Source organism: Rhizobium sp. WSM1328 (assembly GCF_057653715.1).
Window position 1 is genome coordinate 3,192,988 of record NZ_CM172788.1, and the last position, 20,342, is coordinate 3,213,329.

Annotated in this window: 23 protein-coding genes; 14 read left to right on the plus strand and 9 right to left on the minus strand. The window is 56.6% G+C overall.

Annotated elements, in window-relative coordinates; genetic code table 11:
* Positions 1-273 precede the first annotated feature (273 nt).
* Positions 274-522 (minus strand): hypothetical protein, encoded by a 249-nt coding sequence (locus AC2444_RS16185; RefSeq protein ID WP_128438247.1) that lies wholly within the window; start codon positions 520-522, stop codon positions 274-276.
* Positions 523-791: 269 nt separating this feature from the next.
* On the opposite strand from AC2444_RS16185, the gene AC2444_RS16190 reads away from it, so the two are divergent.
* Positions 792-998 carry a hypothetical protein gene (locus tag AC2444_RS16190; RefSeq protein ID WP_003542083.1) on the plus strand — a complete coding sequence of 69 codons (207 nt, stop codon included), beginning with the start codon at positions 792-794 and terminating at the stop codon, positions 996-998.
* A gap of 404 nt (positions 999-1,402) precedes the next feature.
* Here the strand turns inward: AC2444_RS16190 and AC2444_RS16195 are convergent, their stop codons facing one another.
* The 7 genes from AC2444_RS16195 to AC2444_RS16225 all read right to left on the minus strand — a co-directional run bounded on the left by AC2444_RS16195 (position 1,403) and on the right by AC2444_RS16225 (position 7,056).
* Positions 1,403-1,651 carry a hypothetical protein gene (locus AC2444_RS16195; protein ID WP_012758596.1) on the minus strand — a complete coding sequence of 83 codons (249 nt, stop codon included), beginning with the start codon at positions 1,649-1,651 and terminating at the stop codon, positions 1,403-1,405.
* A gap of 103 nt (positions 1,652-1,754) precedes the next feature.
* Complete coding sequence (locus AC2444_RS16200; RefSeq protein WP_012758597.1) at positions 1,755-2,462, minus strand: TfuA-like protein; 708 nt, start codon at positions 2,460-2,462, stop codon at positions 1,755-1,757.
* A complete protein-coding gene (locus AC2444_RS16205) occupies positions 2,459-3,634 on the minus strand; it encodes a YcaO-like family protein (protein ID WP_012758598.1) in 1,176 nt (391 codons plus the stop codon). The genes AC2444_RS16200 and AC2444_RS16205 overlap by 4 nt, the downstream gene beginning before the upstream one ends.
* A gap of 42 nt (positions 3,635-3,676) precedes the next feature.
* Positions 3,677-3,889 carry a hypothetical protein gene (locus AC2444_RS16210; protein ID WP_003561841.1) on the minus strand — a complete coding sequence of 71 codons (213 nt, stop codon included), beginning with the start codon at positions 3,887-3,889 and terminating at the stop codon, positions 3,677-3,679.
* A 20-nt stretch (positions 3,890-3,909) separates the two neighbouring features.
* On the minus strand, positions 3,910-5,757 hold the full coding sequence (locus AC2444_RS16215; protein WP_012758599.1) for an SARP family transcriptional regulator: 1,848 nt from the start codon (positions 5,755-5,757) through the stop codon (positions 3,910-3,912).
* Between the two features lie 9 nt (positions 5,758-5,766).
* Positions 5,767-6,192 (minus strand): helix-turn-helix domain-containing protein, encoded by a 426-nt coding sequence (locus AC2444_RS16220; RefSeq protein ID WP_012758600.1) that lies wholly within the window; start codon positions 6,190-6,192, stop codon positions 5,767-5,769.
* Between the two features lie 171 nt (positions 6,193-6,363).
* On the minus strand, positions 6,364-7,056 hold the full coding sequence (locus AC2444_RS16225) for a class I SAM-dependent methyltransferase (protein ID WP_012758601.1): 693 nt from the start codon (positions 7,054-7,056) through the stop codon (positions 6,364-6,366).
* 501 nt (positions 7,057-7,557) lie between these two features.
* Between AC2444_RS16225 and AC2444_RS16230 the strand changes: the two genes are divergently transcribed.
* The gene (locus AC2444_RS16230; protein ID WP_017994918.1) at positions 7,558-8,448 is read left to right on the plus strand and encodes a DUF6030 family protein; all 891 of its coding nucleotides are present in this window, start codon (positions 7,558-7,560) and stop codon (positions 8,446-8,448) included.
* Positions 8,449-8,479: 31 nt separating this feature from the next.
* On the opposite strand, the gene AC2444_RS16235 is transcribed toward AC2444_RS16230, so the two are convergent.
* On the minus strand, positions 8,480-8,854 hold the full coding sequence (locus AC2444_RS16235; RefSeq protein ID WP_012758603.1) for a hypothetical protein: 375 nt from the start codon (positions 8,852-8,854) through the stop codon (positions 8,480-8,482).
* Positions 8,855-9,060: 206 nt separating this feature from the next.
* Between AC2444_RS16235 and AC2444_RS16240 the strand changes: the two genes are divergently transcribed.
* The 12 genes from AC2444_RS16240 (at position 9,061) to AC2444_RS16295 (ending at position 20,327) form a co-directional block, all read left to right on the plus strand.
* Positions 9,061-10,134: an endo-1,4-beta-xylanase gene (locus AC2444_RS16240; protein ID WP_012758604.1), complete on the plus strand. Its 1,074-nt coding sequence runs from the start codon at positions 9,061-9,063 to the stop codon at positions 10,132-10,134.
* A 31-nt stretch (positions 10,135-10,165) separates the two neighbouring features.
* Positions 10,166-11,317, plus strand: a complete 1,152-nt coding sequence (locus tag AC2444_RS16245; protein ID WP_012758605.1) for a glycosyltransferase — start codon at positions 10,166-10,168, stop codon at positions 11,315-11,317.
* Complete coding sequence (locus tag AC2444_RS16250; RefSeq protein WP_003561851.1) at positions 11,317-11,823, plus strand: acyltransferase; 507 nt, start codon at positions 11,317-11,319, stop codon at positions 11,821-11,823. The genes AC2444_RS16245 and AC2444_RS16250 overlap by 1 nt, the downstream gene beginning before the upstream one ends.
* Complete coding sequence (pssM, locus tag AC2444_RS16255; protein ID WP_012758606.1) at positions 11,820-12,722, plus strand: exopolysaccharide glucosyl ketal-pyruvate-transferase; 903 nt, start codon at positions 11,820-11,822, stop codon at positions 12,720-12,722. The genes AC2444_RS16250 and pssM overlap by 4 nt, the downstream gene beginning before the upstream one ends.
* 151 nt (positions 12,723-12,873) lie before the next feature.
* Complete coding sequence (locus AC2444_RS16260; protein WP_003561854.1) at positions 12,874-14,376, plus strand: lipopolysaccharide biosynthesis protein; 1,503 nt, start codon at positions 12,874-12,876, stop codon at positions 14,374-14,376.
* A 31-nt stretch (positions 14,377-14,407) separates the two neighbouring features.
* Positions 14,408-15,412 carry a polysaccharide pyruvyl transferase family protein gene (locus AC2444_RS16265; RefSeq protein ID WP_012758607.1) on the plus strand — a complete coding sequence of 335 codons (1,005 nt, stop codon included), beginning with the start codon at positions 14,408-14,410 and terminating at the stop codon, positions 15,410-15,412.
* 39 nt (positions 15,413-15,451) lie between these two features.
* Positions 15,452-16,273 (plus strand): hypothetical protein, encoded by an 822-nt coding sequence (locus tag AC2444_RS16270; protein WP_012758608.1) that lies wholly within the window; start codon positions 15,452-15,454, stop codon positions 16,271-16,273.
* Between the two features lie 81 nt (positions 16,274-16,354).
* Positions 16,355-17,299 carry a glycosyltransferase family 2 protein gene (locus tag AC2444_RS16275; RefSeq protein WP_012758609.1) on the plus strand — a complete coding sequence of 315 codons (945 nt, stop codon included), beginning with the start codon at positions 16,355-16,357 and terminating at the stop codon, positions 17,297-17,299.
* 24 nt (positions 17,300-17,323) lie between these two features.
* On the plus strand, positions 17,324-18,208 hold the full coding sequence (locus AC2444_RS16280; protein WP_012758610.1) for a glycosyltransferase family 2 protein: 885 nt from the start codon (positions 17,324-17,326) through the stop codon (positions 18,206-18,208).
* Complete coding sequence (locus tag AC2444_RS16285) at positions 18,205-19,185, plus strand: glycosyltransferase family A protein (protein WP_012758611.1); 981 nt, start codon at positions 18,205-18,207, stop codon at positions 19,183-19,185. The genes AC2444_RS16280 and AC2444_RS16285 overlap by 4 nt, the downstream gene beginning before the upstream one ends.
* Positions 19,186-19,395: 210 nt before the next feature.
* A complete protein-coding gene (locus AC2444_RS16290; RefSeq protein WP_012758612.1) occupies positions 19,396-19,854 on the plus strand; it encodes a glycosyltransferase family protein in 459 nt (152 codons plus the stop codon).
* Positions 19,851-20,327 (plus strand): glycosyltransferase, encoded by a 477-nt coding sequence (locus tag AC2444_RS16295; protein ID WP_003561862.1) that lies wholly within the window; start codon positions 19,851-19,853, stop codon positions 20,325-20,327. Before AC2444_RS16290 ends, AC2444_RS16295 begins: the two co-directional genes overlap by 4 nt.
* Positions 20,328-20,342 lie beyond the last annotated feature (15 nt).

The window sequence follows — 20,342 nt, forward strand, 5'->3', positions numbered from 1 at the left end:
TGCAGAGACAGAAAGATTGTCATAAAGTCGAGATTGTCATCCGGTAAAACATCATAAGTATCGATGCCACACGGAAGCATAATACCTCTTATGATTATCGGGATGAAACTCCTTAGTCATCTTATAATTGATTTTTAAATACAACCATTATCTGTAATTAATAATTTTACCTTTTGATAAAATTTTACTTTCTAAAGTCAGTTACAGATACAAACTTATTGTGCCTAAAGTTTCAAAAGCATCGGCATTACCTTCGACGCCGGAACAGAAGATCTACCGACAGCCACTTCCCGCCCCGGGGCTCTCAACGACCCGGCAACTGCCTTCATCATTGGTGAGGTTGTCCCAGCCGATAGCCCAACAATCTCGGGATGATTGCGCGGGAAAAAGCTGCCGATGCAATTCAAGACTGCCGAATAAAAAGGTAATATATTGATAAATAAAGATATTTTCCAACTCCACGCGACCTGTACCGATCGATTCAGCCAACAGCATTCGGTCTGTCATTTCAAAGGTCGGCATATAAGCCTGCACTCGCCAATGGAAATATGACCCACAACCCGCGGCGCAGGACATACCTATCCCCTTTGGCGAGCCTCCCGATACGAAACAACCGATACGCTTGGGCGAAGTTGGTCAGTCCTGATTCAACACGCCAATAGCCTGTTTCACACCCCGACCTGTGTCGAAATGGTCGCACCTCGCCAACGAATTAACCCTTCATAAAGCATTTGCTTGCTCAACTTATAATTTGTGTCATGGTCACTGTAAGTAGTGAGGGAGCCGACCTGATGAGTGATATAGCATCGCAGATTCCGGAATTTGGTTACGATGAGCGCGTGATGATCTGCCGGAAGCAGATCGAGAAGGCGGTCTATCAGTTCATTGCAAATACGAAGGTCGAGGGATGCGATCCGGCGGAAGTCGCAATGGCCATCGCAGACATCGCCGACGACTACATTCTGCTGCTGGCACAGAAGCGCAACCTGACCCATTAAGATGAAGGGTCGGTCGTCGAAAGGCTGGCCGTGCAGAAGACATTGAGTGCGAAATCGCGCCGCCTCCCTGCCCGGAGGCAACGTCAGTGAAGCCGCTTGCCCCTCGCTCGAAACCATCCGTGAGATGGATGTCGAACAGCTTCTGAATAAAGCGCCAGCGGCCGGAAACGAGCCGGGCTCCCCTAACCTACAATTGACACGAAACGCCGAACCATAGGCCCTTACCGGGCGTCCGTTTCAGCGCGTTGCCTCACGGCGATTGAAATAAACGGCTCCGTTCGATTGACGACTGCTTGGCTGCGCGCAACCACACGCATAACCCCGAAAATCGAAGCTGATTTTCGGGGTTATCGCGGGTTTGAAGTGGTGGAGCGTTCTCGGCGTGTCCGATCGGACGCGCCGTACTAATGACTTCTCACACTCACTTGCGGAACTGGAGAGCTCAATTCAGCCAGTTCCCTGGTCAAACCCTCCCCCACCTCCTGCTTCACGGCCTCGAGCGCAAGGTCGAGGCAATTCGTCGCGAACGGCAGTTTGACATCCTGAGCGACCTGTCGCGCATAGGCGATCATTCGCGCCAACGCGACGAGCTCTTCCAGACCGTCTTCCGCCCCTTGGTCTGCATCCATCTTGAAAACCGATGTCACGCCCATGCCCCATTTCTCCAATGAATTGAAGAAATGATACGCGTGTGGAGGTGATCCAGCCCGTGAAAAAAGCGTGACACAACCCTCGGTGACTATTGCCGGCTTCGGTTCACAATGCAGGGCGCGTCAGGAATGAGGTTTCGTGCAGTTTCCAGGGCAGATCGGCACTCGAGCGAATGTCACGGGAGTCCTGCACGGCTTTCAGCAACGCCAAGGCATCGATGCGTTTTTGATCGATGGCATTCGACAGTAGTACCGCGAGCAGATCCGTACGATCGCGCTCGGCCAGCCCTCCACATTGCTCGACGATCGATCGCCATGACCGCTTCTTGAAGAAGATCGCGCTTGCGGCATCTTCGAGCTCCTGGCGCACCCCACTTGCCAGCAGCCCGCGATCCACCATCACATCGAGCGTTGCGCTGACATTGACGAGCGGTACCGTCAGCGCTTTGCTGCCCAGCGCGCTCGGCGCGTGCGTGAGTGCGACGGCGGCATCGTCGACCAGCCGGCCGGTGCGATAATCTTCGAAAATGCGGCCGATCCCGATCATGCCGAACGGATGGCATTCCGCAGCGCGCAGCGCGCCCATGCTTGCCGCCCCGAAAACCGCGACGCCCAGCGAAAGAGCATGGAGAATTTCCTTGTGCCAGACCGGTGCGGCATATTCGAAGGCGCCGTCAATCAGGCCGATGACATTGGCGCCTTGTTCCACGGCAGCCAGGACATCGCCTTGCGTGGCAGGCGGCAGGATGCGTATCCCCTCGCCGGCAAGCGACGCCGCATCGGGAAGACTGGGACCTGCGAAAATGATCTTCAAAACCCTATTGCCCTGGCAAGCGCCCTCGTTCCAAACCGCCGGGCGCGCGCTCCCTCCGGATTTTCGAGCTCGGGGATGACAATCTTGACGACGCTGAAGGGAAGCGTGTCCTCGCTCAGGCGCACGGCGATCACCGAAGCGATCCGCCTGTTTCTGAGCGCATCGAGCACATGCTGCAGCAAGTGCGCCAGATCTTGTTGCCGAAGTCCTGCCGCCCCGGCATTGCCGATGGCGGCAGCGGGCGGTGCGGCAACCGCATCGAAGGCCCGCCGCATCAGCGGCGGCAACGATCGTGAGAAAGTTGCGGGAGAAATATCGTCCCTGGCTCCACTGATATAGGTCAGCCGGGATTGCACGGCTTCCGTCACCGCCCGAATGGCCGCGCGCACGGGAGACGGATGAGCGCCGGTTCCGCCGGTTACCTCGACGAGGCGAATATCCCGGTGGCCCAGAATCGGATCTCCAGGGCCCAGCATGGCGGTGAAACAGGGGATCGCGATGTCGCTGGTGATATCGAAGAGCCTGAGCGCCAATCCCGATGTTTCGATCTTGTCGATCAGCCCGTCCAGGGCGCCGTCCTTAAAGCCGCGGGGATCGACGCAGCCGGCATAACGATCCGGTTCCGCGCCCACCTGCCACAGCACATGGGCGTCACGTTCGATACGCTCCAGGACGCCGTGGAAGATCGCCTCCTCGACATTGTTTCCCGATGCCAGGCCGTCCGACGACATCCAGTATCGCGCGTCACGTGTGCGGTCGAGCACCACCGCTTCAAAGGGGATATAGACCTCGCCGCCGGTGAGGATATCGACGCCGGCAACCCATTCCGTCTCCTCGTCCGGTCCGAGATCGGGTTTATGAAGAGCGGTGAGGCAGTTCAGCGTGTCGGTCTTGTGCCCCATTTCCTGCAGACGGGAAGAGGTGCCGCGGACGAGATCGACGGAGGGTTCGCCGGCAACCGCCCGTTCGAGGGCTTCCATGACAGTGGAGACTTTGGCATCGAGATCGGTCAGGCCCTTTCCCTGGGCAATCACGATCGAGCGGGAATTCGGAGCGTATGCGCACCAGACGGGGATGCCGATGTCGTCCAGTCCGGTATGTCGCGCAACCCTGGTAATGCCGAACCCGGCCAAAAGAGGTTCGACGCGGGAAAGGGTTTCCCGCGGCGACATGATCCTGTCGGAATATATGGACCGGCGCGTCAGAATGCCGGCTCAGCCGTCGACGTGACCGGAAAGGGCAACCTGCGCCGACGAAACCGCAACGGCGAGGTCGACGCCCTTGACGAAAGTGCCGCCGGCCTTGCGCAGGCCGTTTGCAGTCGCCAATTCCCCCGTCGGATTGAGAGGCTTGACCGTACCCGCGTCGAGATCGGCAAGCCAGAGACCCGCCTCACCAGGTATTCCTATAATAACAGCTTTTGCCATGTAACGCCCCTCAGCTATTGTTAAAAACCGGCCTTCAGCAGGCCCTCCCGATAAAGCTCTTTTTGCCAATCTTCCTTGAAGGGAACGATGGTGAGCCACTTCTCGACGTCGAAGACCGGGTTGATGCTTTCGGCTCGTTGCCGATGGAACAGCGCCCGTTTTCGATCGCCGATCATTGCGCAACTGGCCGCGGCGATGCGATGGGCCGGCGCCTTGTCTTTCATCGCCTCGACATAGGCGATGGCCTCCTCGTACTGTTCCAGGAAGAAGCTCGCTCCCGCAGCGCACCAGAGGTAGGCGTCAGGCGCGATCGGATTGAGCGAAATCGCTCTTCTGATCTTGGCGAGCGCGTCGCCAGGGCGGGATGCATGCACGAGCGTGTCGGCATGGCTGTAGATGACATCGGCAAAATGCGGGCTGAGTTGTTCCGCCAGATCAAGTGCGGCGACACTGGCATCGACATCGCCGAGATAGAGTTTGGTGACGCCAAGCTCGCGATGGCCCGCCGCCGAGGCCGGATCCCGCTCGATGGCCCGAAGCGCGTTCTGCTCCGCCAGATGCAGCAGCTCATTGTTACCCTGCGCCGTCACGAGCCACTCGCTGGTGAAGGTTCTCGCCAGCCCGGTAAATGACGGAGAGAAATCCGCCTTGTGCGACAGCGACTGCTTGAAAGCTTTTCGTGCCCGGCGGATATGCGGCAATGTCAATTTGCTCATCAGGCTCGAGCCGACCAGATAGGCGTGATAGGCCTCAGGATTGGCTTCGAAGCGTAAGCGCTCTTCCTCGTTTTCAGCCAGCTCGCGGGCCACCGACATAGTCAACTGCTGCGCAATCAGCCGTCTCTGACGCGGCAATATATCGGGCGTCATCGTAAAGCGATTGGCCCAGATGATCTCGTCCGTGGGAAAATAAACCAGCTGGGCGAACAATCCCTCTTCGGAAAGCCGTGTATCCAGAAGATAGGCGATCGAGTGACGGGCGACCACAGCAGCCTTCTCGGAATCGCGGCGGATCTGGCCGGCCGTATGGGGCGCTACGATGGAAATGTTTCTGAGCGCGCAGAGTTCGATCGTGACGTCTTCGATCAGGGCATTGGCAAGCGCAAGCCCGGCATCGGCATGTTTCGATGTCGGGGGAAGCAGCACCAGTCGAGGCAGGATCAGCGGCGCTGGCGACATGCGTTCGATGTCGGCAGTTGCCTCACCGCCGGCCTCGGAACGCTTCACCTGTACCCTGGCATGGCCGTCATCGTTCGGCAATCTTTCGCTGAGGGACGAACCGCCGGATAACCGGTGCAGTAAGGCTCTGACCTGCTCGTCATTCGGATCCCGTTCGAGGATCTGCAGAGCGGCGCCGGAAATGGAGCGCGTAGCGCCGGGCTTTTGCGCATCCGGCAACGCGTCCAGCAGTGCCTGCCGCAACTGCAGCGCCTGAGCGTCCCGTTGGGCCCTGATCCAGGCGTCTATCAGCTTTGTCGCTGGTTTGATATTTCCGATGAACCCGCGCTGGGTTAATTCGGCGATTGCGTTCAGCCGCTCCAGCGGCGAACCGCCGGCGCGAAAAATATCCAGATCGCTGGAAACTGCCTGCGTGTTGAGACGAACCGTGGTGGCGGTGAAATCGAAGGGCAATTCGGCGCGCCCGCCGTCTGTCTCGCGGATGCGGGAAAGCAGTTTGCGCAGATTGAGCCGCGCCAGCTCTGGTTCGACATCATTCCACAGAAACTGGGCCAATTCGTACCGGCTGAGCTCATGGCTCGCGCCGGCATAGAGATGGGCCATCATCAACAGGCCCTTGATCGGATAGCGAACCTGGTCGCCATTCGTCTCGATCAACCGCAGATCGCCAAATGTCTGCAGATGAAGCACGATCCATCCTCAGCTGTTCACAACCGAATCTTGCAACTCATTGTCGCTGTCAGACAATCCCGTGACTGCCAGGCTTTTGGCCAACGCCACCAGCTTTTGCCTGATATTCGGGTCTTCGATGGCGATGAATGCCTTGTTGAGCGCCAACCCCTCCTTCGAGGACAAAAAGCTGTTCAATTCATTCGTCGCGCCGTCGATCGGTCCGGCGCCGCCGTTCTCGAAGAAAAAGCCGATGGGCACGCGAAGAATCTCGGATATGCGCTGAAGACGGCTGGCGCCTATTCTATTCGTTCCCTTTTCGTATTTCTGGATCTGCTGGAAGGTAATGCCCAGAAGTTCGGCCAAGCCGTTCTGGGTCATCCCGAGCGTCTTTCGCCGAACGCGCACGCGGTTGCCAACATAAACGTCAATCGAATTCGGCGATTTAGCCTTCATGTGAATAAGTCTCCCGCTTTATCAGCACGCCCGGCTGTATAATGGAGAGTTTAAGCAAGAATGCAACTAAAAGTAAATATTTCGTAAGGAATTTTTTCAGCAGCACACACAGTAAAAACAACCTGTGGATTATCGTAGCCAGCACCATCTGGCGCGGATGCGCATCGTGCTCTATCGCACCCGTCGCAGCGCACGAATGCCCTCCGAAATCAGTGTCGCTCCGACGCCATCTCTAAGAGGCTTTCGCGCAACGGCAATCATCGACTTGGCGAAAACGGGAATCCTTCCGACATATTCAAAATGAACATTGTCGAAGCCGGCATCCAGCAGCAGCGTGCTCAGCGTGTCTTTTGACCAAAACTTGATATGCCCATGATCCTTCAACGGCATGAAATGATCGTCCATTTTCCCCATCGCAGCCAGGGCCAGGTTCTTCAGATAACCGTGATAAGGCGTCGACATCACGGCGATGCCGCCCGGCTTGACGAGATCGTACATCGTCGAGGTGAAAGCCTTCGGATCGTAGACATGTTCGACGACTTCCAGGCTGATGACAGCATTGAAGGTGCCGTATTCCCTGGAAAGGTCGTCATAGGCCGAGCCGACATTCAACGGCAATTCGGGATAATTGACATTGGCCTTGGCGATGCCATCGCTGGAAGGATCGACGCCGACGACATAATATCCTTTTCCCGCAAGAGCCGCCGCCGCCCCGCCGGTACCGCATCCCAAATCAAAGACGTCGTTCTCGAGAGAACCGTCGAAATGGCTCTCCAGCACGTCGACCACCGCGGGCAAGATATAGGCGTGCGCGGTTGTTGGTTTGGCGTGAACATAGGTGGTTGCGTCTAGCTCGACGGACATGTTCCTCCCCTCGGCGATTGCGCGGCAACCCTATCGAAGAATACGTCGAAAATTTGATTGAAATCCGCCAAATCACAAGGATATTCAGAATATAATCTATAGTTTTATAGTGCAAAATAAAACTTTTGCGTTAATGTTATTTATAAACATGATACATAATAATATAGTTTGGCATTTTACCTAATAATACCAAGGAATACCCTAGAAAATTCAACGGAATCCATAATGAGAGCGAACAAAATCTATGCAAAAGCGGACGATTCATAGGCTGAATGGCAAGATCATCCGCTATCTGCCATTGCGATTTCCCGCAGTTACATTGGAGATTGCCGATTGAAATGGTGTTACGGCGGCGGCGCCGAGATCTGTAGCCCCTGCCTGATGGCGAGGCACAAAGGTGCCCAATTGCCGACAAGAAGCCAAAGATATTTAACGGATAAATGTATACTGCTGGATTTAGACAGCCCGATCGAAACCCTTCTCGCGCCGGAGAAGACAAGCTTGCCCGATAATTCGTCGTCCGCATATGCGAAACAGCCTGTGGGAAAACCGCGGATTCCCGTGGTCTTCTGGTTGCTGCTGACGATTTCCCTCTCGCTGATCATGGGAACGGTGCTGCTTTCCAACAACATGAAACACTTAAAGACGGTCAGCCATTATTTTGGCTTCGATCTCTTCCCCCAGGAGGTCACACCGCCTCCCCCCAAAGCCCTTCCCCGCCCGACACCACCGGCCACCTTCACGCTTCCATTGCATGTCATCGAACCGCCCGTGGTAGAGACCGCGTCGACTTTCCTGCGGACATGGCGGATATCCGGCGCCGCAATGTGTGCGGCGTTGCGCAATGCCGGCATCGAAACCAGCGATTGGGCGGCGGCGAGCTTCAACGCCGATACGTTCGAATGCTTTTTCGAGCGGAGCGGCAAGCGCGAGAAGGATCAGCTCTCGAGCTCTATCTTCGTCATCGTTCGCGGCGACGCCGCCGGCACGATCAACAATATGCGCGTGAAAATCATCAATCCCGAGACCGATGAAAATGGCCAGCTCGATCCCGGCATTCTGCGAATTTTCGAAATCATGCTGCGCCAGCCGCAATGGCTCGATTTTCACGAAACCCTGAACGCGATCACGAATCTGAAGGACATCAAGGAAGACGGCTTCGGAGCCGGTATCAGCTTCAGCCGCGAGGTTCTCAATCCCGGGAATTACAACTTCACGCTCTCGCTGGATGCAACTTCAGGACCTCAGAAAAGAACCAGAAATTATTTTTCCGGCAGAAGATGGCTGCCGTTGCCGGATCCCGCAGTCGAGACCGACAGCCCACAACCGGAATCAGTCTCCAAGCCTCCCCATACCCAGGCTCCGGCTGAAAGTCAGGAACATCGGCATTAGGTTCTTCGGCTTCATGCCACGCGTCGGCTGATCACGCCATGTGACTGGCATCGTCGTGATGTCTGGCCATTATCTTGTAGAGCTCTTTCAAACTGTCCGCACTCGGCCGTTCGGTACAGTCCCCACCCGCCAGACGCCAGACACGCTCGACATTGAGGTCCTGCGTGACTTGCGCAAGGTCTTCGTTCAGCGAGCGAATGACGACCTCCGATCGGCGCAACCGCCACGACATTCTGACCAGCGCTGCGAACGGGAAAAAAATGATGCCGATAATGCCGAGAACAAGGACTGCGAACTGCCAGTCATCGAGAACAGACAGACCGTTTCGAACGGCCGCCATAAAAAAAACGGCATTTTGAAATGCCATGTGAAAATAGCTCATCAGATAGCTGGACCAATCTTCCATCACGAGCGCCCTCCCCGAGCGGTTTATATCTTGGAATATGCTGAAAAGTCTAGCAGACGCGAACAATATCCCCTGCCGGGAAAGTATATTTGAGGTTGTATTACTCTGCTGAATTGAACGCGAGGCCCCGTGATGGATCGGTGCCGACGAGCCCGGCCTTTCAAATTCCACCGCGGACATGAAAAAAGCTAACAGTGAGAGATAGAATGAATAGAAGACGTTTCCTCGCCTCGGTTCCGCTCGCCCTGTTGTATGTCCGTGCGGGCCAGGCCCTCGCGCAGGTGCCTGCCTCCGCAGGGCTGCGCGTCCTTGCCGACAGGAAGTCGTTCCGATTCGGATCGGCAATCGACCTGCAAAACATCAACAATCCAACCGCTGCCGAGATCTACATCGACAACGTCAATTCAATAACGCCGCGAAACGAGTTGAAGTGGAATTCGACGGAAAAGAGACCGGGTGTTTTCAGCTTCGGCAGCGCCGACCGCATGGTTGCATTTGCGCGCAAAAACAACATGAGGGTTTATGGCCATACGCTGATCTGGTATCGCGTCCCGGGCTGGGTGTCTGACATCAACGACGCAAAGACCATTCAGGCGGCCATGAACCGTCATATAAAACAGGTTGTCACTCGCTATAAGAACTCAATCGATGCATGGGATGTGGTAAACGAACCGTTGGAGTATGATGCACCGGATCTGCGGGATTGTGTTTTCCGACGCCTTCTTGGCGACGATTATATCCGTATGAGTTTCGACATGGCGCACCAGGCCAATCCCGGCGCGACGCTGGTGCTCAACGAAACGCATCTGGAGAAAAAATCCGACGTGTTCGAACAGAAGCGCGCGCGTATCCTGAAAATCGTCGAGGATCTCGTCGCCAAAAAAACGCCGATCAATGCGGTGGGTCTGCAGGCGCATTTCCGCCCCGGACTCGACCGGATCGATCCGGAAGGAATGGGGCGCTTCTGCGCGGCGCTGAAGGACATGGGTGTCGGCGTTTTCATCACCGAACTGGACGCGTCCTGCCACTTCCTGAACCGCGACAAAGCCTTCACGCCGGCATCCTACGCCGATATTTTCAGTGACGTGATCACCGTGGCGGCCGAACATGGCGACTTGAAAGGCGTGACAGTATGGGGCATGTCGGAAAAATACGGCGAGCGCGATGAGAAAGCGGCCGATCCCGCTGCGGCTTGCACGAAGCGCGTTAATCTTTACGACGAAAATAATGCGCCAAGAAGTGCGATCGACGGTATCCGCCGGGCAATAGAGGCGATGTGATGCACAAGACAACGGAGACGCAAACAGATTCATGAAAAAAGCCGTTATTTATGTGGAAAAATTTTTGCCTGCCAGCCAGGCATTTGTTCTCAACCAGGCGGTAGCGTTTCGTTCTTTCGAAGCTGAAATTCTTGCCGGCTCGCGAATTTCTTCGGCGCATACAAAAAAATCCACTGTTCCGGTTCATGACATCCGTCGGTCTCCCATTGCGCGGGCCGGTGAACTGCTACTGAAAATCCCGCAGATCGGCCTTCCCTTCCTCTTTCCTGCGATCGGCAAAGCCGATCTCGTTCACGCCCATTTTGGCAAGAACGGGTATGTCATCGGCCCGTTGGCCCGGGCCGCCGGCAAGCCGCTGATCACGACCTTCCACGGCTTCGACGCCACCTATCGCGGCGACCCGAAAAAGCCGGGCGGCTTCAATCAGGTGCGCTTCTTCGCCAAGGGCCGGAACGAGATGGCCGGCTGGAACAGTTGGAACATCGCCGTTTCCGATTTCATCCGAGATCGGCTGCTGGCACTCGGCTTTCCGGCCGAACGCGTCTATCGCCATCATATCGGCATCGATCTCGATCTCTTCAAAATGGAGCCTCGTCCACGAAAAAAAGGGCGCGTGGTTTCAATTGCCCGCTTCGTCGACTATAAGGGCCATCGTTTCATGATCGATGCGCTTTCACGTGTGGCCGCCGCCGGCACTCCGGTCGAATTCGTCATGGTCGGCCAGGGTCCCTTGAAGGAGGAAATCGAAGCACTGGCGCGTCGTTCCTTGCCAAGCGTCACGATCCATGAAAATCTGTCGCAGACTGAGATAAGAGATCTGCTCGCCAGTGCGGAGCTTTATCTCCATGGAAGCGTGACCCTCGACAATGGTCACGCCGAAGCTTTCGGCCTCGCAAATCTCGAGGCGGAAGCCGTCGGTACTCCGGTCGTCGCATTTCGCTCGGGAGGCGTCGGCGAAGCGATCGAAGAGGGGAAAACTGGTTATCTCGTGGAGGAGCGGGATGTCGCAGGAATGGCGGAGGCGGTCGGAAGACTGCTCAACGACCAGGCTCTGTGGACAGCCTTTAGCGCGCGGGCACCGCTTCTGGTGGCCGAACGCTTCGACTTACGTCGTCAGACGGGGACGCTCGAGGACTATTACAGTTCCGTGCTAGACGAATTTTCCAGCCGGGGTCGGACTTGATGGTGCAGACAGGAAAAAAGCCGAAGTGGGGACTGAATGTATTTCGGCCACTGCGGAACGGATTTGTGAAGGCCAAGTGGCTCTACTATACGAAATTCTGGGGAATGGACATCGATCCGACGGCCAGCTTTTCCTTGAGCGTGCGTTTCGACAAGACCAACCCGAAGGGATTGCATATCGGCGCGGAAACTTATGTCGCCTTTGAGGCGGCGATTCTGACCCACGATCTCACGCGCGGGCTCTATCTTCACACGAGGATCGGCAAGCGCTGCTTTATCGGCGCCCGCAGCATCATTCTGCCCGGCGTCGAGATCGGCGACGAATGCGTCATCGGCTCGGGCTCGGTGGTGACCAAGAGCGTGCCGCCGCGCTCGCTCGTCGCGGGCAATCCGGCAAAGATAATCCGCAGCGACATCAAGATCATTTCGCGTTACGGACGCATGGCACGCGAAGACGAGACGGTCTCGCAGATCGTGACGCACTTGCCGACTGGAGAAGCACGATGAAGATGTTTGCCTACCGGGGGAAACACGAGAATTTTGGCGACGAACTGAACCATTGGCTCTGGGAGCGTCTGCTGCCCGGCTTCTTCGATGACGACGAAGGTCAGCTCTTTCTCGGCATCGGCTCGATCCTCTACGACAATTTCGACCCGAACATGCAAAAGATTGTCTTTGGCTCGGGTTATGGCGGCTACACCAACCCGCCGAAAGTCGATCGCAACTGGACGTTTTATTTCGTGCGCGGAAAGAAGACAGCCGAAATCCTCGGCATCGATCCGAGCTACGCCATCGGCGATTCGGGCATCCTCACGCGCAGCTGCTGGGATGCGAAAAGCATCGAGAAGCGTTATCCGGTCTCCTTCATGCCGCATTACGAAAGCGCCATGTACGGCAGCTGGGATAAGGCCTGCGAACTCGCAGGCATACACTATATCGATCCGCGCTGGCCGGTGGAAAAGGTTCTGACCGAAATCAGCGCATCGCATAAAGTGGTGTCCGAGGCGATGCATGGCTGCATCATCTCAGACGCGCTGCGCGTTCCCTGGCGGGCTATCCGGCCGATCGCGCCGGGGAATCGAGCCAAATGGTACGATTGGGCAAGTGCGCTTGATCTCGAGATCGACTTCGACGCGATTGGCCCGTCAAACCTCGTCGAAGCAGGAGCGTCACTGGTACGGAAAAACACCTACCTTTTGAAGAACATAACGTTCCGCCACCGCCGCATCCGTCAGCTCACTGGCAATTATGTCTTCGGGTCGACGGTCAAGACGCTGCAGCGGGTGGCGGAGAAACCAGGACAGCTGAGTTCCGACGAGTCCATGATAAATGCGCACAACAGAATGCTGCTGGAGCTGGATCGGCTGAAGCAGGATTTTTCCAAGAAAACGGCAAGCGTCTTGTGATGATGCAAACCGGATTCATGACGAGGCGATAAGGCATGATCCTTTCAAACTCCACCAACACTCCCTCCTCCCGCAAGGGGGGCAAGCACTTTGGATGGGCGCTCGGCCCGCTTAGACGGTCAGTATCCTTGACGTGCGGAGCCGTTCGACCATGAGCAGTGTTACCGATCGACTGATTCAAGGCAGCATGTGGCTGAGCCTATCCCGCGCCATCGTCAACGGGCTCTCGGCGCTCAGCACCTTCGTTCTCGCCTGGTACCTCGCACCGGCCGACTTCGGTCTCGTTGCCATTGCAACGACGATCCAGGTCATCTTGAGCTCCGTCACCGAACTCTCACTCAACCAGGCGCTCATTCGTCACGAGGCGCCGAGCGAGGTTCATTTCAGTGCGGTTTGGACGTTGAGCGTCACAAGAAGTGCGATCTTGGCGTTGCTGTTTGCCGCCAGTGCCTATCCAATAGCCGAATTTTATAACGAGCCCCGGCTGACAAGCGTCATGCTTGCTTTGAGTTTCAGCTTGCTCCTGAGTGGTCTCGCCAATCCGCGTCGCGTCATGCTCCAGCGTGATCTGATCTTCTGGCAAGAATTCGTTCTCAACGTGTCGCAAAAGCTGGTTGGCTTTGTCGTGACGGTGGCAATCGCTGCCATCTACCAGAGCTACTGGGCTCTCGTTCTTGGTACCCTCGCCTATCAGATTACCAATATCATCGTTTCCTACACCGTCTTGCCATTCTGGCCACGGGTGACCTTCCGGCATGCACGAGAATTGTTTTCGTTCTCGCTCTGGCTGACGGCCGGACAGATCGTCAACACCCTGAACTGGCGGGTCGAGTATCTGTTAATTGGCAAGATGCTGGGCGCCACGCAGCTCGGCCATTATACCGTCGGCAACACCCTTTCGACTCTGCCGACGCGCGAGGCGACGGCGCCGTTGAACCAGACGATTTACCCGGGCTTTTCGAAAGTCCGCAACGACCCGGTCCGGCTTGTCGCCGCCTATCAGCGTGCACAGGCGCTTCTGGCGGCGGTGGCGCTTCCGGCCGGAATCGGGATGGCAGTCGTAGCTGATCCGATGATGCGGCTTGCCTTGGGGGAAAAGTGGGTTCCCGCCATCTTCATCGTACAGGCACTCGCATCGGTTTTCGCTCTGCAGACCCTCGGTTCGCTCGTCCAACCGCTGGGCATGGCAAAGGGCCATACCAAGATGCTGTTCATCCGCGACACGCAGATGCTGGTGGTCCGCGTGCCCATCATCATCGCCGGTCTGATGATGGCCGGGCTTCCGGGCGTCGTTTATGCCCGCGTGTTGACGGGTCTGATTTCCACCGTAGTCAACATGCTTCTGGTCAAGCGCTTGATCAATCTGCCATTCTTCCAGCAGCTCGCGGCAAACTTCCGCGCGCTTGCCAGCGTTGCCTTGATGGCTGCCGGCGTCTGGGGATTGTCGCATCTTCTGAACACCCCTACCGACAAGCTGGCGCTGGCACTCCACCTGGCCATCCTCGTCGTCACCGGCGGCATTCTCTATCTCGGTTCCAGCTTTGTCCTTTGGCTCGCGATGAAGAAGCCAAATGGCCCGGAAACCGAAGTTCAGCGTATCTTTGTCAAGTTCCTGTCAAAAGCCAAACGTATGGCCGTACCCAAGTCGGCCTAAAAGCTAAACGAACATCAACAAGCGAGGCAGAATGACCAGCCAATCCAGAACGGAGCTGATCGCAAAACTTAATGGTATGATCCACGATTGCCTGAAAGACTATGTCTCACGCGATGAACCGCTTGCGATCCTCGATTTTCCCGACATCCGCAATTGCGGCGACTCCGCAATCTGGATGGGCGAAATGGCCTATCTGAAGGATCGCTTCGGCAAACGCCCGGACTATGTTTCGAGAACGACGGACTTCTCCGCAGATGAGCTGAAAAAGCGCGTGCCGACCGGTCCGATTTTCATTCATGGTGGCGGCAATTTCGGCGACATCTGGGTTTCCCACCAGGATTTCCGCGAAGCCATCATGGAGCGTTTCCCGGATCGGCAGATCGTCCAGTTTCCGCAGTCTATTCACTACAGTTCACCTGAGCGCATCGAGCAATCCGCACGCGCAATCGCGCGTCATAAGAATTTCGTGCTGCTCGTGCGCGACGAAGAATCGAAGGAATTTTCCGAGAAGCACTTCGACTGCACCGTACGGCTATGCCCCGACATGGCCTTCGCCATCGGGCCGCTGCCGGACAGGGCAACGCAGATTTCCGTCCTCGCCATGCTGCGAGAGGATGCGGAACGGGTTGGCGGCACCGATCGCAAGATCCCTTCTGATATTCCTGTGGAGGACTGGATCACCGAGTCGAAACGCAAGGTTGATATCGCCAAGAAATTGGGGGCAGCTTCGGCTTTCCTGGCACTGAAGCCGAGCGAAGTGGCATTGCGCAAGCTGGACGCGGCGGCGCACAACCGCTTCGAGCGCGGCATCAGCCAGATTTCACGCGCCCGCGCCATCGTCACCGATCGCCTGCACGTTCATATCTGCTCGCTGCTGCTTGGTCGGCCGCATGCCGTATTGGACAACAGCTACGGAAAGATCCGCCGCTTCATGAATGCCTTCTCCGGCGGGACGGACCTTTCTTACAAGGCAACGTCGCTTGAAGATGGAATCGAATGGGCGCGTCACCAGGCCGGGCAAGGAGCTCGCGGATGACTGAGACGCTGCGCGCTTGCAGGATCAGGAGGTAATCCGATGACCCTTGTCACCTTCATTATCCCGGTTAGACATCAGGACAATGCCCGCGACTGGAGCAGGCTGAAGGCAAATCTGACCCAGACCGTGGCCTCAATTTCCAACCAGACCAATGGGGACTGGCGTGGCATCATCGTGGCCAACGAAGGCGCCGATCTGCCAGACCTGCCGGAAAAATTCTCTGCCGTGCGTGTCACCTTTCCGCCGAACGACCTGCATGAGCTTGGAAAGGGCAGCAAGGAAGACTTCCTTGATGCCTTCCGGGCAGACAAAGGCCGTCGCGTTCTAAGTGGCATGTTGACCGCCACCGACAGTCGCTTCTTCATGATTGTCGATGACGACGATTTTGTCAGCTCTCGGATCGTTCAACACGTGTCCGAGAATCGAAACGCCAACGGATGGACGATCGACCATGGTTATATCTGGGACGATGGCGGTAGTTTCCTGTTTGGCCACGACGACTTCAGTCATCTTTGCGGTACCTCGTTGATTATTCGCGCCGATCTCTACCAACTGCCGACCCGGTTTGAAGATGCTTCGCTCGACTGGATCAAGTCGATGCTGGGCAGCCACGTCCGCATAGCGGATATTCTTGCGCAACGGGGAGCACCGCTCACGCAGCTTCCCTTTCGCGGGGCGGTCTATCGGGTCGCCCATGGCGGATCGCATAGTCAGGCACCGAGCCTGCTGCGGCAGTATTTCCTCAACCGCGGCGTACTCACCAAACCGCGGCGGTGGTTGCGCAATCTTCGTAAGCTGAGGGTAGTCGGCGAGGGTCACAGGCGCGAGTTTTTCGGCAAGACACGGTCGAACCCCGCGTAAGAGCCGATCGTTCGAACATCGCACAGGCAGTCAAAATATGAAGCTTTTCTCTTTCGACTTCACCAAGAGGGTTGGTAACTGATGTCGGATCTATTCGTCAGCGTGCTCTTTGCATCTTACAATGGCGCCAGCCGCCGGCTGCGCCACACTTTGGATTCCTTGGTGCGCCAGGAGCTTCCCCACGATCGATGGGAATTGATTGCTGTCGACAACAATAGCAATGACGATACGTTTGATCTTTTGAAATCGTACAGCGAGAAGCTTCCCATCACCATCCTGCAGCAGCGCAAGCCCGGAAAATCCGGCGCGCTGAATTTTGCTTTGGATCGGGTCAAGGGCGATCTCGTTGTCTTTACGGACGACGACATCCGCGCGGAACCCAACTGGCTGCAGGCGATCGTCGACTGCGCCATCGCCCATCCGGGTTATGGCGTGTTCGGAGGCAGAATCGTCCCCGATTGGGAAAAGGAGCCGAAGGGCCGCTTTATCGATTGGATTCCCATGGGATCCACGTTTGCGATCGTCGATGAAACGCAAAGCGGACCGTGTGACCCGACGAAAGTCTGGGGTCCCAACACGATCATTCGGCGAGAGTTGCTCGGAACGAGCGTCCGCTACCGGGAAGATATCGGCCCTCTTCCAGGAAAGATATTTGCCATGGGCGAAGATGCGGAAATCATCATTCGTCTGGCCGCAAATGGCGCCAAATCCTATCGATGCGCAGAGGCCGTGGTTCATCACTGGATACCGGCATCAAGTGTCACCGAGGATTGGGTACAGAAGCGAGGTGAACGGCTTGGCTATGGCATGCCGGCGCTTTTTCCCGACGAGGTGCCTGCAGGGGTGAGGCTGAGCGGAGTTCCGCTACCGATCTGGATCGAAAGCGCGCAGTGGGCATTTCGGGCAGCCATGCTCTATCTCTTGCCGCAATCGAAGAAGCGTTTCTGGGCTATCTGGAAATATTACTACATGCGTGGATATCGTGCTGGAATTCGCCGATATGCGCCCCAGACGCTCGCGCGGTGATCGATTGGCCCAGGAGGCAGTAATTTGAAACTCTCGGTGCTCGTCAACAATTTCAATTATGGTCGCTTTTTGCGTCCATGCATCGACAGCGTTTTGTCGCAGGCCTATCCCGACTTCGAAGTGGTGGTGGTCGACGACGGATCGACGGACGATTCCCGTGAGATCCTTGCCTCCTACGGGGAACAGATCCTGACGGTGTTGAAGGAAAATGGTGGCCAGGCCTCGAGCTTCAATGCGGGTTTTGCGGCCGCAAGCGGCGATATCCTCTTTCTCCTCGATGCCGATGATGCATTTTTGCCGGGCAAACTCGCTCGTATCGCCGAGATCTACGATCGCAACGAAATCGACTGGTGCTTCGACCGGGTGACGACCGAGGAAAGCGACCAGCCTCCCGCAGAGCTGCAAGTGACGCTGTTCGACAAGCGGGACACGCTTCGCAGGGGTGGCTTTCCCTCGCTTCCGGTTCCGACATCGGGCCTGAGCTTCCGCCGCAATCTGCTGTCCCAGATACTGCCGATGTCCGTCGCGACAGACGTCGTCCTCAGCGACAATTATATCAAGTTTGCTGCTGCCTTTCTCGGCCGCGGCGCCATCGTCGAAACACCGCTGACGTTTCAGCGCATTCATGAGTCGAACCGCTACACCGGCACAAGCCGAGCAAAAATGCTGCGCCCGCGGATCATGATCGCGACAGGGCTGGAACTGGCACGCCGCTATGATGGGCTGCAGGCACTAGGTAAGAGCCTGGTGGCCGGCGGAATTGCCGAAACGACGTCGCTGCTGAAGCTCCGGGGCGAAGCTCGCAATACGGTGGCTGGCGGTCCGTTCGGCGATGCTGCCGCGACCGAAGTGGCCTTGATGGCGGCGCGTAAGCGTTTGGGAAATATGCTGCGGAGAGGACAGTCATGAATCAGCAAGAGACTTTTCCGCATTCATCCGTCAGCACAGAAGCAGGCGCCGCACCGCTGAAGATCGCCGTCGGCGTGCTGACCTATCGCCGCCTCGACGGGATTGCCAAGCTGCTTGACGTCATGACGCGCCAGGTCAGGCATCCGGGTCGCCCCTATCATCTTACCATGGTGATCGTGGATAATGATGCGGCCGGCAGTGCAAGGGCCACGGTAGAGAGTTTTGGCCAAACAGGTGCCTACGACCTGATCTACGTCATCGAACAAAACCAGGGCATACCCTTTGCACGCAATCGCGCACTGGATTCGGCACCTCCCGGCACCGACCTCTTCTGCTTTCTCGACGATGACGAATGGCCGGTTGACGGCTGGCTGGATGCGATGCTGGAGACACGGGAGAAAAACCGCGCCGATTGCGTCTATGGCCCCGTCCAACCGGTCTATCCCGAAAACCCGCCGGAATATTTCATCAAGGCAAGGGTGTTCGAGCGCAAGAAGAACAAGGACGGTCAACGCATTTCTTATGCGGCATCGAACAACGTCATGTTCGACTATCCTCTGATCCGCTCATGGAATCTGCGTTTTGAAGAGAAGATGCGCTTCACCGGGGGCACGGATTACCTTTTCTTCAACCAAGCCATCCGCCGGGGCATGCAGGTCTTCTGGGCTGACAAGGCGCTTGTCCATGATATCGTTCCGGCTAGCCGGATGACCTGGAAATGGGTATTGCAAAGACAATACCGCCTCGGCAATACCTTCGCAGTCAGCGAGGTCCTGCATGGCAACCTCAAGCGCCGGATCTATCGCGGCGCCTATGGCGCCTCGAGAGTTATGCTTGGGCTCTTCATGCTACCCTCGATCTTGATTTCACCCTATTGGGGCATGCGAGCCCTCACCCACGTTTTACGCGGCGCGGGCATGGTTAATGGGATTCTCGGACATGCATACCAGGAATACAAGCCCGATGCCGCTCTCTGATATTGTTTGCGCCCGCGCCCTTGGAAGAGTTCTGACCCTTATTATCTTCCAGCTGAAACATCACAAGTGATTGGCTGTCCATGAACTTCAAGGCTTCAATCAACCGGGCCAAAAATGGTACACTTCTATTGAACTATCGTGACACAATCGCTGTTCGAACAGAACGGCTTTCGCCCTTATCCATCGGTCAAATATAGGAGATGCCTGTCTATGACTGAGAAAAAATTGAAGGTTCTCGCTGCCTCGTCGGGAGGCGGTCACTGGGAACAGCTGATGGCCATGCGCGGCGCATTCGAGGGCTGCGATATCGTCTTCGCAACGACCATCCCCGGACTGCTTGCAAAATACGACATTCGGGGCGGACTAGTCCTTCCCGATTGCAGCCGCGACTCGATTGCCATGTCGATCCGGTGCTTTTTCACCGCCTTCTCCATCGTCATCAAGCAGAGGCCCGACGTCATCATCTCGACCGGTGCCGCACCCGGCCTTTTTTGCCTGCTGGCCGGCAAATTGACGGGCAAGCGGACGATCTGGATCGATAGCGTCGCCAATGTCGAGAAGCTGTCCCTATCGGGTAAATTGGCCGGCCATATTGCGACGCTCTGGCTCACGCAATGGCAACATCTGTCGAGGCCGGATGGCCCCCATTACGCAGGAGCTGTCCTTTGATCCTTGTCACCGTTGGAACGCAGCTGCCGTTTGATCGCCTCGTCAAGGCTGTCGACACGTTCGCAAACGAACTGTCGAAACCGGTTCTGGCGCAGATCGGCAAGGGCACCTACACGCCACAGAATATGAAATGGATCAAGAATATCGAGCCCAAAGACTTTGATAACGTCTTTCGCGATGCAAGTGTCATCGTCTCTCATGCGGGAATTGGCACTGTGCTTACGGCCAAGCGTTTTGGGAAGCCGATCATTCTCGTTCCTCGCCAGGCGGCTCTCGGCGAACACCGAAACGATCATCAGCTCGCCACGGTGAGCCAGCTCGTGGGCCGGCCGGGCATCTATGTCGCAAACACCGATGACGATCTCCGGAACTATCTGCTCGAAGAGCTGGATAGCCCATCTCACGAAGATTCGTCGGAAGCCGGTCGGGCTTCGCTGGTCACCTACCTGAAAAACTATATTACGACAGTCTGACCCCCAAGAGCCGTC

Bases quoted from the DNA above. Each gene is read 5' to 3' on its own strand.
- AC2444_RS16185 (WP_128438247.1), bottom strand. From the start codon at position 522: ATGCCGACCTTTGAAATGACAGACCGAATGCTGTTGGCTGAATCGATC.
- AC2444_RS16190 (WP_003542083.1), top strand. From the start codon at position 792: ATGAGTGATATAGCATCGCAGATTCCGGAATTTGGTTACGATGAGCGC.
- AC2444_RS16195 (WP_012758596.1), bottom strand. From the start codon at position 1,651: ATGGGCGTGACATCGGTTTTCAAGATGGATGCAGACCAAGGGGCGGAA.
- AC2444_RS16205 (WP_012758598.1), bottom strand. From the start codon at position 3,634: ATGTCGCCGCGGGAAACCCTTTCCCGCGTCGAACCTCTTTTGGCCGGG.
- AC2444_RS16210 (WP_003561841.1), bottom strand. From the start codon at position 3,889: ATGGCAAAAGCTGTTATTATAGGAATACCTGGTGAGGCGGGTCTCTGG.
- AC2444_RS16220 (WP_012758600.1), bottom strand. From the start codon at position 6,192: ATGAAGGCTAAATCGCCGAATTCGATTGACGTTTATGTTGGCAACCGC.
- AC2444_RS16225 (WP_012758601.1), bottom strand. From the start codon at position 7,056: ATGTCCGTCGAGCTAGACGCAACCACCTATGTTCACGCCAAACCAACA.
- AC2444_RS16235 (WP_012758603.1), bottom strand. From the start codon at position 8,854: ATGGAAGATTGGTCCAGCTATCTGATGAGCTATTTTCACATGGCATTT.
- AC2444_RS16240 (WP_012758604.1), top strand. From the start codon at position 9,061: ATGAATAGAAGACGTTTCCTCGCCTCGGTTCCGCTCGCCCTGTTGTAT.
- AC2444_RS16245 (WP_012758605.1), top strand. From the start codon at position 10,166: ATGAAAAAAGCCGTTATTTATGTGGAAAAATTTTTGCCTGCCAGCCAG.
- AC2444_RS16250 (WP_003561851.1), top strand. From the start codon at position 11,317: ATGGTGCAGACAGGAAAAAAGCCGAAGTGGGGACTGAATGTATTTCGG.
- pssM (WP_012758606.1), top strand. From the start codon at position 11,820: ATGAAGATGTTTGCCTACCGGGGGAAACACGAGAATTTTGGCGACGAA.
- AC2444_RS16260 (WP_003561854.1), top strand. From the start codon at position 12,874: ATGAGCAGTGTTACCGATCGACTGATTCAAGGCAGCATGTGGCTGAGC.
- AC2444_RS16265 (WP_012758607.1), top strand. From the start codon at position 14,408: ATGACCAGCCAATCCAGAACGGAGCTGATCGCAAAACTTAATGGTATG.
- AC2444_RS16270 (WP_012758608.1), top strand. From the start codon at position 15,452: ATGACCCTTGTCACCTTCATTATCCCGGTTAGACATCAGGACAATGCC.
- AC2444_RS16275 (WP_012758609.1), top strand. From the start codon at position 16,355: ATGTCGGATCTATTCGTCAGCGTGCTCTTTGCATCTTACAATGGCGCC.
- AC2444_RS16285 (WP_012758611.1), top strand. From the start codon at position 18,205: ATGAATCAGCAAGAGACTTTTCCGCATTCATCCGTCAGCACAGAAGCA.
- AC2444_RS16290 (WP_012758612.1), top strand. From the start codon at position 19,396: ATGACTGAGAAAAAATTGAAGGTTCTCGCTGCCTCGTCGGGAGGCGGT.